Source organism: Pseudomonas synxantha, assembly GCF_900105675.1.
In the GTDB taxonomy this organism is placed as follows: domain Bacteria; phylum Pseudomonadota; class Gammaproteobacteria; order Pseudomonadales; family Pseudomonadaceae; genus Aquipseudomonas; species Aquipseudomonas synxantha.
In genome coordinates this window covers 2,913,146-2,927,416 of record NZ_LT629786.1, presented here as the reverse complement: position 1 = coordinate 2,927,416, position 14,271 = coordinate 2,913,146, and the positions used below count along the sequence as shown (strand labels likewise).

At 60.1% G+C, this 14,271-nt stretch carries 11 protein-coding genes and 2 pseudogenes; all 13 read left to right on the top strand.

All coding sequences use genetic code 11. The annotated features are described in order from the left end of the window. Positions 1 to 202: 202 nt before the first annotated feature. The 13 genes and pseudogenes from BLU48_RS13585 (at position 203) to BLU48_RS13530 (ending at position 13,889) form a co-directional block, all read left to right on the top strand. Entirely contained in the window at positions 203 to 3,115 is a 2,913-nt protein-coding gene (locus BLU48_RS13585; RefSeq protein ID WP_057025414.1) for a PAS domain-containing sensor histidine kinase, read from the top strand. Next, positions 3,115 to 3,744, top strand: a complete 630-nt coding sequence (locus tag BLU48_RS13580) for a response regulator (RefSeq protein WP_046072083.1) — start codon at positions 3,115 to 3,117, stop codon at positions 3,742 to 3,744. Before BLU48_RS13585 ends, BLU48_RS13580 begins: the two co-directional genes overlap by 1 nt. A 163-nt stretch (positions 3,745 to 3,907) precedes the next feature. Beyond that, entirely contained in the window at positions 3,908 to 5,092 is a 1,185-nt protein-coding gene (locus BLU48_RS13575) for a methyl-accepting chemotaxis protein (RefSeq protein ID WP_231989040.1), read from the top strand. A 13-nt stretch (positions 5,093 to 5,105) separates the two neighbouring features. Continuing rightward, positions 5,106 to 5,474 carry a response regulator gene (locus BLU48_RS13570; RefSeq protein ID WP_010563050.1) on the top strand — a complete coding sequence of 123 codons (369 nt, stop codon included), beginning with the start codon at positions 5,106 to 5,108 and terminating at the stop codon, positions 5,472 to 5,474. A gap of 33 nt (positions 5,475 to 5,507) precedes the next feature. Then, on the top strand, positions 5,508 to 5,825 hold the full coding sequence (locus tag BLU48_RS13565) for an STAS domain-containing protein (RefSeq protein WP_057025413.1): 318 nt from the start codon (positions 5,508 to 5,510) through the stop codon (positions 5,823 to 5,825). Positions 5,826 to 5,829: 4 nt separating this feature from the next. After that, on the top strand, positions 5,830 to 7,962 hold the full coding sequence (locus BLU48_RS13560) for a chemotaxis protein CheA (RefSeq protein WP_231989039.1): 2,133 nt from the start codon (positions 5,830 to 5,832) through the stop codon (positions 7,960 to 7,962). Positions 7,963 to 7,984: 22 nt separating this feature from the next. After that, positions 7,985 to 9,550: pseudogene (locus BLU48_RS32285) on the top strand (MCP four helix bundle domain-containing protein); the annotation flags it as partial. Positions 9,551 to 9,565: 15 nt separating this feature from the next. Then, positions 9,566 to 10,289: pseudogene (locus tag BLU48_RS32280) on the top strand (methyl-accepting chemotaxis protein); the annotation flags it as partial. A gap of 116 nt (positions 10,290 to 10,405) precedes the next feature. Beyond that, positions 10,406 to 10,918 (top strand): chemotaxis protein CheW, encoded by a 513-nt coding sequence (locus BLU48_RS13550; RefSeq protein WP_057025411.1) that lies wholly within the window; start codon positions 10,406 to 10,408, stop codon positions 10,916 to 10,918. A 55-nt stretch (positions 10,919 to 10,973) separates the two neighbouring features. After that, positions 10,974 to 11,498 carry a chemotaxis protein CheW gene (locus BLU48_RS13545; protein WP_057025410.1) on the top strand — a complete coding sequence of 175 codons (525 nt, stop codon included), beginning with the start codon at positions 10,974 to 10,976 and terminating at the stop codon, positions 11,496 to 11,498. Between the two features lie 21 nt (positions 11,499 to 11,519). Further along, a complete protein-coding gene (locus BLU48_RS13540; RefSeq protein ID WP_057025409.1) occupies positions 11,520 to 12,323 on the top strand; it encodes a CheR family methyltransferase in 804 nt (267 codons plus the stop codon). Next, complete coding sequence (locus BLU48_RS13535) at positions 12,316 to 12,837, top strand: chemotaxis protein CheD (protein WP_057025408.1); 522 nt, start codon at positions 12,316 to 12,318, stop codon at positions 12,835 to 12,837. Before BLU48_RS13540 ends, BLU48_RS13535 begins: the two co-directional genes overlap by 8 nt. Then, positions 12,834 to 13,889 (top strand): protein-glutamate methylesterase/protein-glutamine glutaminase, encoded by a 1,056-nt coding sequence (locus tag BLU48_RS13530; protein ID WP_057025407.1) that lies wholly within the window; start codon positions 12,834 to 12,836, stop codon positions 13,887 to 13,889. Before BLU48_RS13535 ends, BLU48_RS13530 begins: the two co-directional genes overlap by 4 nt. Positions 13,890 to 14,271 lie beyond the last annotated feature (382 nt).

Below are 14,271 nucleotides of genomic sequence, written 5' to 3'. Positions count from 1 at the left end.
CTTATTGATCTGGGTCAATAAGTTGAGCGCGTGCAGGGTGTAATTAGGGCGGCTGACTGCATGGCCTGACGTACTCAAGGGTACTTGTGTGGGCGATAAGCCTTTCGATTCTATGCGCTGCTTAAGGTTTTCAAGACGTTTAACTGTCTTGAAACCCATCCCGCTATTGCCAAGTGTTTTGCACATCCGAGGTATAGGGAACATGAATCGCCACGCACAGGTTATGGCTGACGATGAAAAGGCGCGCACCCTGGAGAGTGTGCTCGGCTGCCTTTCAGGTGCGGTTGCGGCGTTGGATCGAGCGGCACGGGTGGTGATGGGCAACCCTGCGTTCTCAAGCCTGCTGGTTGAAGATGGGTTTTCTCCTGCCGTCGGCTGCGAGTTTGTCTCACTCCTGCGTGCCGAGGACCATTGGCTTTTTTACCTCGCCCTGGAGAAAGCGGGGGCAAATAAGCGCGCATTTTTTGCGGTGGTGGGCGCGGGGCAGGGCTTGCTGGATGTTTCCCTGACGCTGTGGCGCGACGCTTATTTTATCGTTGAAGTGATTGCGCGCCAGGCTTCATCGGCGCCGCCACCCGCGGTCGAAAGTTATGCGCAGATCCCGCTCAGGTCGATTTTCGACGCCTCCGGCACCGGCTTGGCGCTGGTGTCGTTGGAGGGGCGTTGGCTGCGGGCCAATGGTGTCATCTGCACGATGCTGGGCTACAGCGAAGCGCAGTTGCAACACACCACGTTCATGGCGCTGACCCACCCCGACGACATGCAGGTCGGCAAACAGCTGATCGAAGAGTTGAAGGGCGGTGAAAGGGCGGGAGCGACATTGCACAAGCGCTATATTCATCGCGACGGGCACGTTGTGTGGGTGCGCTTGTCCGTGGGCCTGGTGCGTGACGACCAGGGGCAACCGACCTGTTTCGTGTCGCAACTGGAAGACATCACCGAGAATTGGCAGCTGCGCGAAACATTGATGGGCAGCGAGCTCAAGTTTCTCACCCTGGCGGAAAACTCCCCCAATATCATTGTCCGTTACGACCGCGACCTGTTACGCACCTACGTCAACCCGGCCTATCTGCGCTTGACTGGCAAGACGTGTGACGCGGCGATAGGCTTCAGCCCGGATGAGGAAGCCAGTGACTACCTCAATCAGTTGCGCCGTGTGGTGGCAACGGGCGAGACCGCGCAATTCGTCGACAGCTGGAGCGTCGCCAACGGTCTCGGTTACGTGAGTTGTGCGGTCAGCCTGATGGCCGAACGCAGCAACACTGGCGAAGTGGTCGGTGTGCTCTCGTTGGCCCACGACATTACCGAACTGCGCAGGCACCAGCTGCTGGAAGATGCGCGTTTGGGCATCTTCGAAAAAATGGCGACGGGTGCCTCCCTTGAAGAAACGCTGGCACTGCTCGTGGGGTATCTGCAATTGGCCTTGCCCCATTGGTCCTGCCGCGTACAGCTGGTAGAACCGCTCGGCACTGGCCTGGCGAAATATCGGGCGTCTGCTTCTACGCTTGCAGACAACTCATGCTGGTCCGAACCGATCATGGACAAACAAGGGCAACGCCTGGGGGCTTTCGAATTGTCCCGGTTGCCCGGTTCGGTGACGCACGAGAGTGATATTCAGCCTGTACGGCAAACCTGCCACATTGCCGCGATCGCGATTGAACGTTGGCAATCGGAGTCGTTACTGCGCGAGCGTGAGCGCCGTTACCGGGATATTTTCGACCATAACCTGGACATGCTTCTGCTGTTGGAGGTGACACCGGCCGGCGATGTGTCTTGTGTCGAAGCCAACCCGGCGTTGTCACGCGCGCTGGGCAAAGCCCATGAGGTGCTGATCGGCGCGATGCTGGTGTCGATATTCGGCCGGTTGGGCGCGCAGAAGCTCCAGGGGCTTTGCGAGCAGTGCAGGGTTGCCGGTCGCACGGTTGAGTCAGATGAGAGCATGCTGCTGCTCAACGAAGTTCGTAACCTGCATTTCACCCTGGTACCGGTGGCCGATTCCGGGCGCACGGGCTCGCGCATACTGGTGATCGGTCGCGATACCACCTTGCTGACCCGCGCCCGACACAAAGAACTGGAGCGCCAGCACGACATCAACACACTGGTAGAAAACAGTCCGGACGCTGTCGCCCGGTTGAGTGCCCAAGGTGACGTGCTCTACGTCAATGCGCGGTTAAAGACCTGGGTAGGCGACGCCTGGCCGAAGCTGATCGGCATGCCTATGGATGCGTTGGCCCCCCTGAATAACCAGTCCCAGCTGTTTCGTGAATTGGTTGCCCAGGTGATTCGTGAAAACAAGGCAACCGAGCAAGAGTTTCGACTCTCAATCTTGAAGACGGCCCCCAAAGTGGTGCTGATCCACTTTGTTCCGGAGCTGGATGGTGAGCGAGTGGTCAGCGTACTGGCGGTAGGGCGCGATATTTCCACGCTGCGTGCGGCGGAGCGGCGCCTGGCCAATTCCAACGCGCAGTTGCGCGATCTGTCGACCCGCCGCGAAACCGCCCGGGAAGAGGAGCGCAAACTGATTGCCAGGGAGGTCCACGACGAATTGGGCCAGCACCTTACCGCATTGCGCATGGGGATCTCGTTATTGCGGTTTCAGTTCGGCGCCACCACGCCGGAACTCGCGCCTCAGGTGGAACGCTTGCTGGCGCTGACCGACAAGACGATTCAGGTGGTGCGCAATGTTTCCACCAGCCTGCGACCGTCCGCCTTGAACCTGGGGCTGGTATCGGGGCTGGAATGGCTGACCACCGAATTCGCCACCTTGACCCTGGTTCCGTGCGTGCTGCACTTGCCTTCGATTCCCCTGGTCCTCCCTGATACGCACATTACCGCCGCGTTTCGCATCGTTCAGGAGTCGCTGACCAACATTGCCCGATACGCCGAAGCGACACAGGTCAGCGTCACCCTGACCCCGCAGGAAACCCATTGGCTGCTGGAGGTGCAGGACAACGGCAAGGGTTTCGAGCCGGAGGCGCTCACGCGCCAGACCCTGGGCCTGGCGGGCATGCGTGAGCGCGGCCTGATGCTGGGCGGCAAAGTCATTATTTTCAGTCATCCCGGGCAGGGCACCACGGTCCAGGCATTTATTCCGATGCACAAGGATACGTATTGATGATTCGCATGCTGATCGCCGATGACCACACCATCATGCGCGAAGGGCTCAAGCAGCTGTTTAGCCTGGTGGCCGATGTGCAAGTAGTGGCCGAAGCCGAGAGTGGAACACAGCTGATCGAACTGTTGCGCCAGGTCGAGATCGACCTGCTGCTGCTGGACATGAACATGCCGGGTATCAGCGGCGAGATCCTGATCGCCCGTTTGCACGCCCAGTACCCGAGTCTACCGATCCTGGTGTTGAGCATGCATAACGAAATCCACATTGCCCAACGCGCATTACGTGCTGGAGCGCTCGGGTACGTCACCAAGGACCGCGACCCAGAGACTTTGCTGGCTGCCATGCGGCGGGTGGTCAGTGGGCAACGTTACCTGGACCCGGGCCTGGCTGAGCAGATTGCGCTGCAAAGCAGCGGTTTGAAGCAGCAGACCTACGTCGAAAGCTTGTCTGATCGAGAGTTCCAGATTCTGCGCTTGCTGGCGCACGGCCTGAGCGTCAACCAGATTGCCGAACAGTTGGTCATCAGCAACAAGACCGTCAGCACCCACAAGACGCGCTTGATGGAAAAGATGGGGTTCAGCTCCACGGCAGATATTGTGCGCTTTGCCATGACCTTGGGCATCTCGTGATCCGTGCGCTCATGTAGGGATTTTCCTAACCGGTTTCCCGTTATCCCTACCCCAGAATAGGGATGCTCTGATGGTTGTGTTGCCATCATAGGGCCATTATTGCTCCCAGGCCGTCGAACTGCCGATTCACCGGCGATGACAGGCTTCGACTGGGAGACACACCGTGAGTGAACAGATCCCAACCCCTTCAGTTGCCTTGACCCTGGTTCCGGTGATCATTGCCGGCCTGCTTGGCGGCAGTGCGCTCGCCTACAGCGGTGGTTTCAGTGCCTGGGCCTTGATAGCGGGAGTTGCGCTGTTGGCGCTGTGCACAGGCTTGGGTTGCCTGGCGCACCGGCGTCACCAGGCACACTGCAAACGCCTGTGCCAGCAGCTTGACCATCCGGCAATTGCCGCGACGGTGGTAGCTGTCGATAACGGCCTGGCAGACGTCTGCGTCCACGTCTTGCCCATCTGGTCCAGGCAGATCGAAGCGGCGCGTGAGATCAGCGAAACCTCGATCCTCAAGCTCAGCGAACGCTTCAGTACGCTGTCATCAGACATCAGCCACAGCGTGTCCAGCCAGGGGGCGCAAGACGCTTCCCTGCAACTGGTCGACTTGCTGGAGGTTGGCCAGCGTGACCTCAACTCCATCGTGGTAGCGCTGCGTGCTGCGCTGTCCAATAAAGAGAACGAACTCAAGGAAGTCCTGCAACTATCCGGGTTCACTGAGCAGCTGCAGCAGATGGCCAAGTTTGTCGGAGACATTGCCAGTCAAACCAACCTGCTGGCGCTCAACGCTGCCATCGAAGCAGCGCGTGCCGGCGAGGCCGGGCGAGGTTTCGCGGTAGTGGCCGATGAAGTGCGCAAACTCTCGAGCATGTCCGGCGAGACCGGGCGCAAGATCAGTGAAACCGTCAACACCGTCAACGCGGCCATTGCCCGTACGGTGCAAATGTCCCGTCACCACGCCGAACAAGACACCCTGACCCTCGCGGATTCGGAGCGTGTGGTATCGCAGGTCATCGAACATTTTCGCGGCACCGCCCAAAGCATCGTGGGCAACAGCCATGACCTGCAGCAACAGAACGCCAACGTCGCCGGCGAAATTGCCCAGGTGCTGGTCGCCCTGCAGTTCCAGGATCGCGTCAGCCAGATGTTGACGCTGATTACCGGCGACCTGAGCAAGTTGCAGCAACAGTTAGGCGAGCGCCAGGCGGCGAGCCTCAGCGGTGGCGCTTTGATGCCGATGCGCGGTGACCAGTGGCTGCAGGCGCTTGCAACGGGCTACACCATGCCGGAGCAGCACGCCATTCACGGCGGCAAAGTGCACGCCAAGGCGCAAGCCAGCGAAATCACCTTTTTCTAGAGGAGTTTTTCCGATGAGCAAAACCATTCTGATCGTCGACGACTCGGCCTCCATCCGGCAGGTGGTGAGCATCACCCTCAAGGGGGCGGGTTACGACGTGATCGAAGGCTGTGATGGACGTGATGCGTTGAGCAAGCTGGACGGTCGCAAAATCCACTTGATTGTCAGTGACGTGAACATGCCCAACATGGACGGCTTGAGCTTCGTCAAGGCCGCCAAGCTGTTGCCGGCCTACAAGTTCACCCCGGTCATCATGCTGACGACCGAGGCCAGTGATGCGATGAAACAGCAAGGCCAGGCCAGCGGCGCCAAGGCGTGGATGGTCAAGCCTTTCCAGCCTGCGCAAATGCTCACCGCCGTCTCCAAGTTGATCCTGCCATAGCGATGACCAGCGAGCGCTGGCCAGGAGGTTTGCATGAAAAGCACCGTGCCGATGCTGCGTCGAATCCAGGTCATGGAAGGCCCCCTGACGATCTACACGGCCAGCGAGCAAAAAGACGTGTTGTTGTCGTTGTTTCCCTTGGCCCATGAGGTCGAGCTGGACCTGTCCAATGTCGACGAACTGGACAGCGCCGGTTTGCAACTGTTGATTCTGATCAAGCGCGAATCGTTCAAGGACGGCACGCAGCTGGTGCTGAGCAACCCCAGTGCGACGGTACTCGAAGCCCTGCGGCTCAGTGGCCTTGACGACTACTTCGCCAACCCCTCTTTCACTGTATCGGTTGGAGCGTGACCCTATGGCCCAGCCCATGAACATGGATGACGTGCTGCAAACGTTCATTGCCGAGAGTCGCGAGCTTCTATTGCAAATGGAAGATGCGCTGCTGCAGATCGAGCAGTCGCCGCAGGACCTGGACACCATCAACGGCCTGTTTCGCGTGGCCCACACTATCAAGGGGTCGGCCGGCCTGTTCGGCCTGATGCCAATCGTTGAGTTCACCCATGTCGCCGAGAGCGTCCTGGATCGCGTACGCAGCCTGGAAGTGAAGGTGGACGAGGCCTTGAGCGCGTTGTTTCTCGACGCCCGTGACCATATTGGCCAACTGATCGACCTGCTGGCCGAGGATGGCGACCTTGAGCGCCTGGGTGAACCGTTGCGGGTTCAGGGCCAGCGCTTGGCTGAGCGCCTGTCGATGTATCTGCAAGCGCCTGTCGCGCTGCCTGAATCGGTTGCTCAAGACCAGCCGCCGATGGCTGCCGAAGGGCCTGGTCACTGGCATCTCTCCGTGCGCTTTGGTGCGGATATGTTTCGCAATGGCATGGACCCCCTGGCGTTCCTGCGTTACCTGAGCACCCTGGGGCACTTGGCGCATACCGTCACGCTGTTCGACGCATTGCCGCCTCTGCTGTCGATGGACCCGGAAACCAACTACCTGGGCTTTGAACTGGCGCTGGTCAGCGACGCCACGCGGGAAGTCATCGACGGCGCCTTCGATTTTGTCCGCGATGACGCCCTGGTGCTGATCCTGGCGCCCCAGGCCGAGATCCAGGCGTATCTCACGCACATCGACGCGCTGCCGGAAGACAATGCGGTGTTGCTGGAGCTGTTGGTTCGCTGCGGCACTTTGACTGAGGCTCAGGCCGCGCTCGTTATCCAAGAAGGCTCGCCAACGCCTGCCGATGCGCCTGCCGCGCCTGAAGTCGCGCAGGATTCGCCGCCCAAGGCCAGCAAAGGCGCGGCCAACAACGAAGGCAACCTGATTCGGGTCGATGCCGCCAAATTGGACCAACTGATCAATCTAGTCGGTGAGCTGATCATCGCCGGTGCCGGCGCCAACCTGGTGGCGGTGCACAGTGGGATTGGCGAGATGATCGAGGCGACCAGCCTGTTGTCGCGGCTGGTAGAGGAGGTGCGTGATTCGGCTCTGACCTTGCGCATGGTGCAGATCGGCGCGACCTTCACCCGCTTCCAGCGCGTGGTCCGGGATGTGTCCAAAGAGTTGGGCAAGGACATCGTGCTGCGCATCGGCGGTGGCGAAACCGAACTGGACAAGACGGTCGTCGAGCGCATTGGCGACCCGTTGACGCACCTGGTGCGCAATGCCATGGACCATGGCATCGAGGCGGTGTCGACTCGCCTGCAACGGGGCAAGCCGGCCCAGGGCACCGTACGCCTGAATGCCTACCATGAATCCGGCAGCATCGTGATCGAGGTGTCGGACGACGGCGGCGGCCTGGCAAAGCACAAGATCCTCGCCAAGGCTCGCGAGCGCGGCCTGGTCGGGGACGGTCAGGTACCGGCCGACAAAGACATCCTGAACCTGATCTTCGAACCAGGCTTCTCCACCGCCGACCAGGTCAGCAACCTGTCCGGCCGCGGCGTTGGCATGGACGTGGTCAAGCGCAATATCACCGCATTACGCGGCAGCGTGAGCCTTGAGAGCGAGGAGGGGCAGGGCACCACGGTACGCATTCGTTTGCCGCTGACCCTGGCGATCATCGATGGCTTTCTGATCGGTGTGGGCAAAGCCTCTTACGTCATCCCGCTGAACATGGTGGAGGAGTGCATCGAGTTGGCGCCTGGGCAGGGGGCTGAATCCGGCTTCCTGGACCTGCGCGGCGATGTGCTGCCGATCTTGCGGCTGCGCGACATGTTTGCCGTGCAAGAGCCGGGCGGCATCCGCGAAAACGTCGTTGTCGTGCACTACGCCGGCTTACGTGCCGGCCTGGTGGTCGATCGCTTGCAGGGTGAGTTTCAAACCGTGATCAAGCCCTTGGGCAAAGTCTTCGGAGAAGCCCAGGGATTGGGTGGTTTCACCATTCTCGGGAGCGGGGCCGTGGCCCTGATCCTGGATATTCCCAATCTGTTAGGACTCGTTGCCAAGGAAGCCACCAACCGTTCGACCCCACGTCCTTTATCGATCCAATAAGCGTCATCAGGAGTTCCTCGCCATGACCGTTATCAAAAATATTACGCTGTTGATTTTCACGGCAATGCTGGGCGTCGTCGTGTTGGGTGGCACCAGTTTCTATCTGACCAGTGAAGTCAATTCCAGCGCCAGTTTTGCCAGTGTCAACACGGTACCCAGCCTGCTTGAGATCGATCGCGCCGCCGAGGCTTTCGCCAGCCTGCACGCCTTGCAATGGGAGCACCTGAATGAGTCGGGCAAGAGCACGGTTGCGCCGTACGCCGCACTGATAGCGCAGCATTCGGGCATTATCGACAACGCCTTGGAGCGTTACCGCACCCAACTGGCTATCGACGCGCATGATGCGGCGTTGTTGAGCCAGTTGCGCACCCGGTTTGACGAGTTTGCAACCTTGCAGGGGCGATTCGACAAACTGGTTGAAACAGGCGATATCGCCGGCGCTCGCACGTTGCTTGAAGCGAGCCAGCCTCTGCAAACAGCGACCCAGACGGCAATCGCCGATGTGCGCCAATACAACCTGGAGCTGGGGCGCAAGGCACAGCTGCTGGCCACCAGCACTGAGCAGAATGCCCGCTACATCATCCTGCTGATCGGCGCGCTCACATTGCTGGTCACTGGACTGATGGGCGTACTGCTGGCACGCAATCTCATGCGCCAGCTGGGCGGTGAACCTGCGAGCGTCCGCGCCTTTGCTGCGCGCTTGTCAGCCGGCGAGCTGGAGGCAAAAGCCCCCCTCAAGGCCGGTGACACCACGAGCCTGATGGCTTGCATGCAACAGTTGGGCTCGAACCTGCAGGCGCTGGTCGCGCAGATAAACACCATGTCCAGCGAGCACGACAAGGGCGAAATCGACGCACAGATCGATGCCAGCCGCTTTCACGCAAGCTACCGTTCAATGGCCCAAGGCATCAACGACATGGTCAACGGCCATATCGCGGTGAAGAAAAAAGCCATGGCGTGCATTCGTGCCTTTGGTGAAGGTGATCTATCGGCGCAGTTGGAACAGTTCCCCGGCAAGAAAGCCTTCATCAATGAAAATATTGAGCTGCTGCGTAGCAATATCCTGGCGCTGATCAATGAAATGCAGCACATGTCCAGCGAGCACGAGAAAGGTGACATTGACGTCATGATCGATGTCGAGCGCTTTAGCGGTTCGTACCGTGAAATCGGCCAGGGCATCAATGACATGGTCAGCGGCCATATCAGTGTGAAGAAAAAGGCCATGGCCTGCATTCGCGCGTTCGGCGAAGGCGATCTGGCCGCGCCTCTGGAGCAATTCCCGGGCAAAAAAGCCTTTATCAACGAGAACATTGAGCAGTTGCGCGCCAACATCCTGGCCCTGGTCGACGACACGCGCCAGATCAGCGACAGCGCGATGATCGGCAAACTCGATACCCGGCCGGATGCCTCTCGCCATCAGGGCGATTTCCGCCGCATCATCCTGGGGATCAACGGGTCGCTGGATGCGATCATCGTGCCGATCACCGAAGCCATGGACGTCCTGGCGTCGATCTCCAGTGGCGATCTGACCCGGACCATCGTCGGCGACTATCAAGGCAAGTTCCTGGAGCTGAAAAACTCGGTCAACGGCACCGTGGAAAAACTCTCGGAAATCATCGGCGAAGTGCGCGGGTCGGCCGACTCGCTGTCCAGTGCCTCCGAGGAAATCTCCGCCACTGCCCAGAGCATGGCGCAATCGGCGTCCGAACAGGCGGCGTCGGTGGAACAGACTTCGGCGTCGATGGAGCAAATGTCAGCGTCCATCGCCCAGAACACCGAAAACGCCAAGGTGACCGATGGTATGGCGGGCAAGGCTAACAAAGAGGCGTCCGAAGGCGGTCGCGCCGTGAAGGATACGGTGGCGGCGATGAAGACCATCGCGGAAAAAATCGGCATCGTCGATTCCATCGCCTACCAGACCAACCTGTTGGCGCTTAACGCGGCCATCGAAGCGGCACGGGCCGGCGAGCACGGTAAAGGCTTCGCGGTGGTGGCCGCGGAGGTGCGCAAACTGGCCGAGCGCAGCCAGATCGCGGCGCAGGAAATCAGCGAAGTGGCCAAGAACAGCGTGGCCCTGGCCGAACGGGCCGGTAACCTGCTGGATGAAATCGTGCCTTCGATCGCCAAGACCTCTGACCTGGTGCAGGAAATTGCGGCCGCCTCGGAAGAACAATCGATCGGCTCCGAGCAAATCAACAGCGCAATGTCGCAAATGAGCCAACTGACTCAGCAAAACGCGTCGGCCTCCGAAGAGTTGGCCGCGACTGCCGAGGAAATGAGTGGCCAGGCCGAGCAGTTGCAGGAACTGATGGGCTTTTTCACCGTACAGGGCAAGCGCGTCGGGCGCACTGTTGCAACGTCGGGTCTGGGGCGTGCGGCGTCGCTGTCGGATCATGACAGCCGTGCAGTGGAGAGCGGTTTCGTCCGCTTCGGGAGTTGACCCATGAGTGCCTCAGCCGTTGTGCCTGGCACTTCAGCCCCAGCGCCGCAAGGCAGCGAGCCCTTGCAGTACCTGACCTTTTCGGCTGATCAGGAGATGTACGCGGTCAACACGTTGAGCGTTCGCGAAATAATCGAATACAGCCAGGTGACGAGCGTGCCGATGATGCCGGAGTTCCTGCGCGGGGTGATCAATCTGCGCGGCTCGGTGGTACCGGTGGTGGACCTCAAGGCCCGGTTCGGCAAGGGCGTGACGGACCTTGGCAGCCGCACGTGCATCGTCATTCTTGAAGCGGCCAAGGAGGGCGAGTCCCAGGTGCTGGGGGTGGTGGTGGACTCGGTCAGCGAGGTGATCGAGATCCTCGATATCGATATCAAGCCTGCACCGGCCTTCGGCAACCTTATTCGTACCGACTTCATCAGAGGGATGACCAAGGTGCGGGGAGCGTTTGTCACGCTGCTGCAGATCGAGCAGGTGCTGTGCGTCGACGAGATCGCCGGCTTGATGCGCGCTTGAGGTGTACGACCGTGCCCCCAGGTGCGGGCGCAAAGCAATTGATCCGAGGTGAATCATGGCATTAACCATCCAAAGTCCTGGCAGTGCTGCGATCTCCGGCCCGAGCCAATACCTCACCTTCGAGTTGGGGGGTGAGATGTTCGCGGTCGGCACGCTCAACGTGCGCGAGATCATCGAATATGGGCCGATTACCCACGTGCCGTTGCTGCCTGCCAGCCTGCGCGGGGTGATCAATCTGCGAGGCGCTGCGGTGCCGATACTGGACCTGGGCGTGCGCTTTCGCGGCGAACGGACGCTGCAGACGTCAAGAACCTGCTTTGTGATCCTGGAGGTACAGGTCGGTAGCGTGCGCAAGCCGGTGGGCATCATTGTGGATGCAGTCAGCGAGGTGCTTGAAATCGCCGAGCAGGATATCGAACCTTCGCTGAGTGTCGGCACCGAGGTCAGGGCCGATTTCCTGTTGGGCATCGGCAAATTGGACAGCGGTTTTGTACTGCTGCTGGATATCGGTCGCGTGTTGTCCCTGGAACCGATCGATGGGCTGGCGGACTTTGAAGCCTTGCTGCCTGCCACCGCCTGATTCAACTTTTGGGATGCCCTTATGAACGTGATTCTCTCCGACGCCGAGTTCCAGCAGTTTCGCAGCCTTATCCATCAGATCGCCGGCATCAGCCTGTCCGATGCGAAAAAACAGTTGGTCAGCGCACGGCTTGCCAAGCGACTGCAGGCGTTCGAGCTCACGACCTACGGTGCTTACTACAAGGTGTTGATGAAGGACGCCACGGAACTGCAGGTGGCGGTAGACATGCTGACCACCAACGAAACCTATTTTTTCCGCGAACCCAAGCATTTTGACTTCCTGCGCGACGTGGCCCTGCCCGAACTGCGTGGCAACGCAACGCTGCGGGTATGGAGTGGCGCCTGCTCCACCGGTGAAGAACCTTACACCCTGGCAATGGTGCTGGCGGACAACCTGGCCGGTCGGCCTTGGGAGATCATGGCGTCGGACATCAGCAGCCGTGTGCTGGATAAAGCCCGCCAAGGGCGCTACCCCCTCGAGGGTATACGCGGCATTCCCGAAGCGCTGCTGCACAAATATTGCCTCAAGGGCGTCGGTGCCAACCACGGTTGCTTCATGGTCGATCCGGCGCTCGCGGCGAAAATCGATTTCCAGGCGATCAATTTGAACAATCCGCTGCCGAAAGTCGGCATGTTCGACGTGATCTTCCTGCGCAACGTGATGATCTATTTCGACAGCGATACCAAAGTGCAGGTCGTCAAGCGTCTGGTCAGCCATCTCAAGCCTGGCGGCTATTTCCTGGTCAGCCACTCGGAAAGCCTCAACGGCGTGACCGACGAGCTGAAGCTGGTCAAGCCTTCGATCTATCGGAGGCCACATGCCTGACACTCAACCTTCGCGCGAGGTGTTCCTGAATCCTGGCGAGTGGTTTTTCGGTACCGGCGCGATTCGGCTGCGCACCGTGCTGGGCTCCTGCGTGGCCCTGGTGTTCTGGCATCCGCAGCGCTTGCTGGGCGGCATGTGTCATTACCTGCTGCCCCAGCGTGCTGCGACGGGCGCCGAGCCTCTGGACGGTCGATATGGCAATCAAGCGCTGCAACTGCTGCTCAATGCCATGCGCGCGAGCAAGGTGCCGCCGACGGAGTTCAGGATCAATGTGTATGGCGGCGGGAATATGTTTCCCGGGCTGGTGCGCCCGGACAACCACTACGTCGGGCAACGCAATGTCGAGCAAGCCAGGCGCCTGCTCGATATGCATCACCTGCGGTGTCTGAATTGGCACGTGGAAGGCGTGGGGTATCGCACCGTGGTATTCGATCTGGCCAATGGCAATATTCAACTCAACTACCTGGCGCTGCAGCGCCCCCTCAGCAGCCCTCAACGAGAGCGTGCGCTATGAGTCCTATCAAAGTACTGATCATTGACGACTCTGCCGTGGTCCGCCAGGTATTGACGGCGACCCTGGGACGAGACCCCGCCATTGAAGTGATAGGCGCGGCGGCAGACCCGGTATTCGCCATGGATAAAATGAACAAGCAATGGCCGGATGTGATCGTGCTGGACGTCGAAATGCCGCGCATGGACGGCATTACGTTCCTCAAGAAACTCATGGCCGAACACCCCACGCCGGTGGTCATCTGCTCGACCTTGACCGAGAAGGGCGCGGCCACCACCATGCAAGCCTTGGCGGCAGGGGCTGTCAGTATCGTCACCAAGCCGCAGTTGAATTTGCGCCAGTTCCTGACCGACAGCGCCGATGAGTTGGCGGGGGCCGTCAAGGCTGCGGCCAAGGCCAACATGAAACGAATGGTGGCGTGCGGTGAACGTGCTCCCGCTAGGGTAAATGCCGACGTCATTGTTCCCGGGGGTACCCAGGCGATGGTGCGTACCACCGACAATATTGTCGCCATTGGCACTTCCACAGGCGGTACTCAAGCCCTGGAGTTGATACTGACCGCGTTGCCCAGGGTGTGCCCGGGCATCGTGATCGTGCAGCACATGCCTGAACACTTCACCGCGGCGTTTGCCGAGCGACTCAATCGACTGTGTGAAATCGAGGTCAGGGAGGCGAAAAATGGCGACCGGGTCATCCCCGGTTGCGCATTGATCGCCCCCGGCGGCCGACACATGGTGCTCAAGCGCAACGGTGCCCAATATCAGGTGGAGATCGTTGACGGCCCACCGGTGAGCCGGCATCGGCCCTCGGTTGACGTGCTGTTTCGTTCCGTTGCCCGCAGTGCCGGTTGCAACGCTCTGGGCATCATCATGACCGGCATGGGCGACGACGGCGCGCGCGGGCTCAAGGAAATGTTCGACGCCGGCGCCGCCACGGTGGCCCAGGACGAGGCCAGTTGCGTGGTGTTTGGCATGCCCAAGGAAGCGATCAAGCTCAACGCCGCCCAGCGCGTCATGGCGCTGGAAGATATTCATCGGGCGATTTTGCATCGGTGAACTTGAGTGCCAGGCGACTCACAACTTTGGCGGCGCCCTGACCCGAGGCAGCTCGATTTCGTGGCGGTCTGATTGACTGCACGCGGTAAAAAATGTGGGAGGGGGCTTGCTCCCGATGGCGGCCTGAGAGTCGACCGGGATCTTGGATCAAACCGAGTACATATCCATTATTTAGGTAACGGCCACTTAGGGTTCCGCTCTTACAGCGGCTCACTTTTGGAAGGACCCAAAAGTAAGCAAGCAAAAGGTCCTCGCCCCACCACTCGGCACCTCGCTCAGGCTCGGTGTGCCCGTAATCCGACAGAGATTTGGGGGGCCGCCGCCCCGCGCCATCCATGGCGCGGGGCGGCTAAACCGGCATCCCTGCCGGTTTACCCCCCAA

What these genes read in the sequence shown, in the direction of transcription:
- BLU48_RS13585 (WP_057025414.1), top strand. Translation starts at nt 203, where the DNA reads ATGAATCGCCACGCACAGGTTATGGCTGACGATGAAAAGGCGCGCACC.
- BLU48_RS13580 (WP_046072083.1), top strand. Translation starts at nt 3,115, where the DNA reads ATGATTCGCATGCTGATCGCCGATGACCACACCATCATGCGCGAAGGG.
- BLU48_RS13570 (WP_010563050.1), top strand. Translation starts at nt 5,106, where the DNA reads ATGAGCAAAACCATTCTGATCGTCGACGACTCGGCCTCCATCCGGCAG.
- BLU48_RS13565 (WP_057025413.1), top strand. Translation starts at nt 5,508, where the DNA reads ATGAAAAGCACCGTGCCGATGCTGCGTCGAATCCAGGTCATGGAAGGC.
- BLU48_RS13560 (WP_231989039.1), top strand. Translation starts at nt 5,830, where the DNA reads ATGGCCCAGCCCATGAACATGGATGACGTGCTGCAAACGTTCATTGCC.
- BLU48_RS13550 (WP_057025411.1), top strand. Translation starts at nt 10,406, where the DNA reads ATGAGTGCCTCAGCCGTTGTGCCTGGCACTTCAGCCCCAGCGCCGCAA.
- BLU48_RS13545 (WP_057025410.1), top strand. Translation starts at nt 10,974, where the DNA reads ATGGCATTAACCATCCAAAGTCCTGGCAGTGCTGCGATCTCCGGCCCG.
- BLU48_RS13540 (WP_057025409.1), top strand. Translation starts at nt 11,520, where the DNA reads ATGAACGTGATTCTCTCCGACGCCGAGTTCCAGCAGTTTCGCAGCCTT.
- BLU48_RS13535 (WP_057025408.1), top strand. Translation starts at nt 12,316, where the DNA reads ATGCCTGACACTCAACCTTCGCGCGAGGTGTTCCTGAATCCTGGCGAG.
- BLU48_RS13530 (WP_057025407.1), top strand. Translation starts at nt 12,834, where the DNA reads ATGAGTCCTATCAAAGTACTGATCATTGACGACTCTGCCGTGGTCCGC.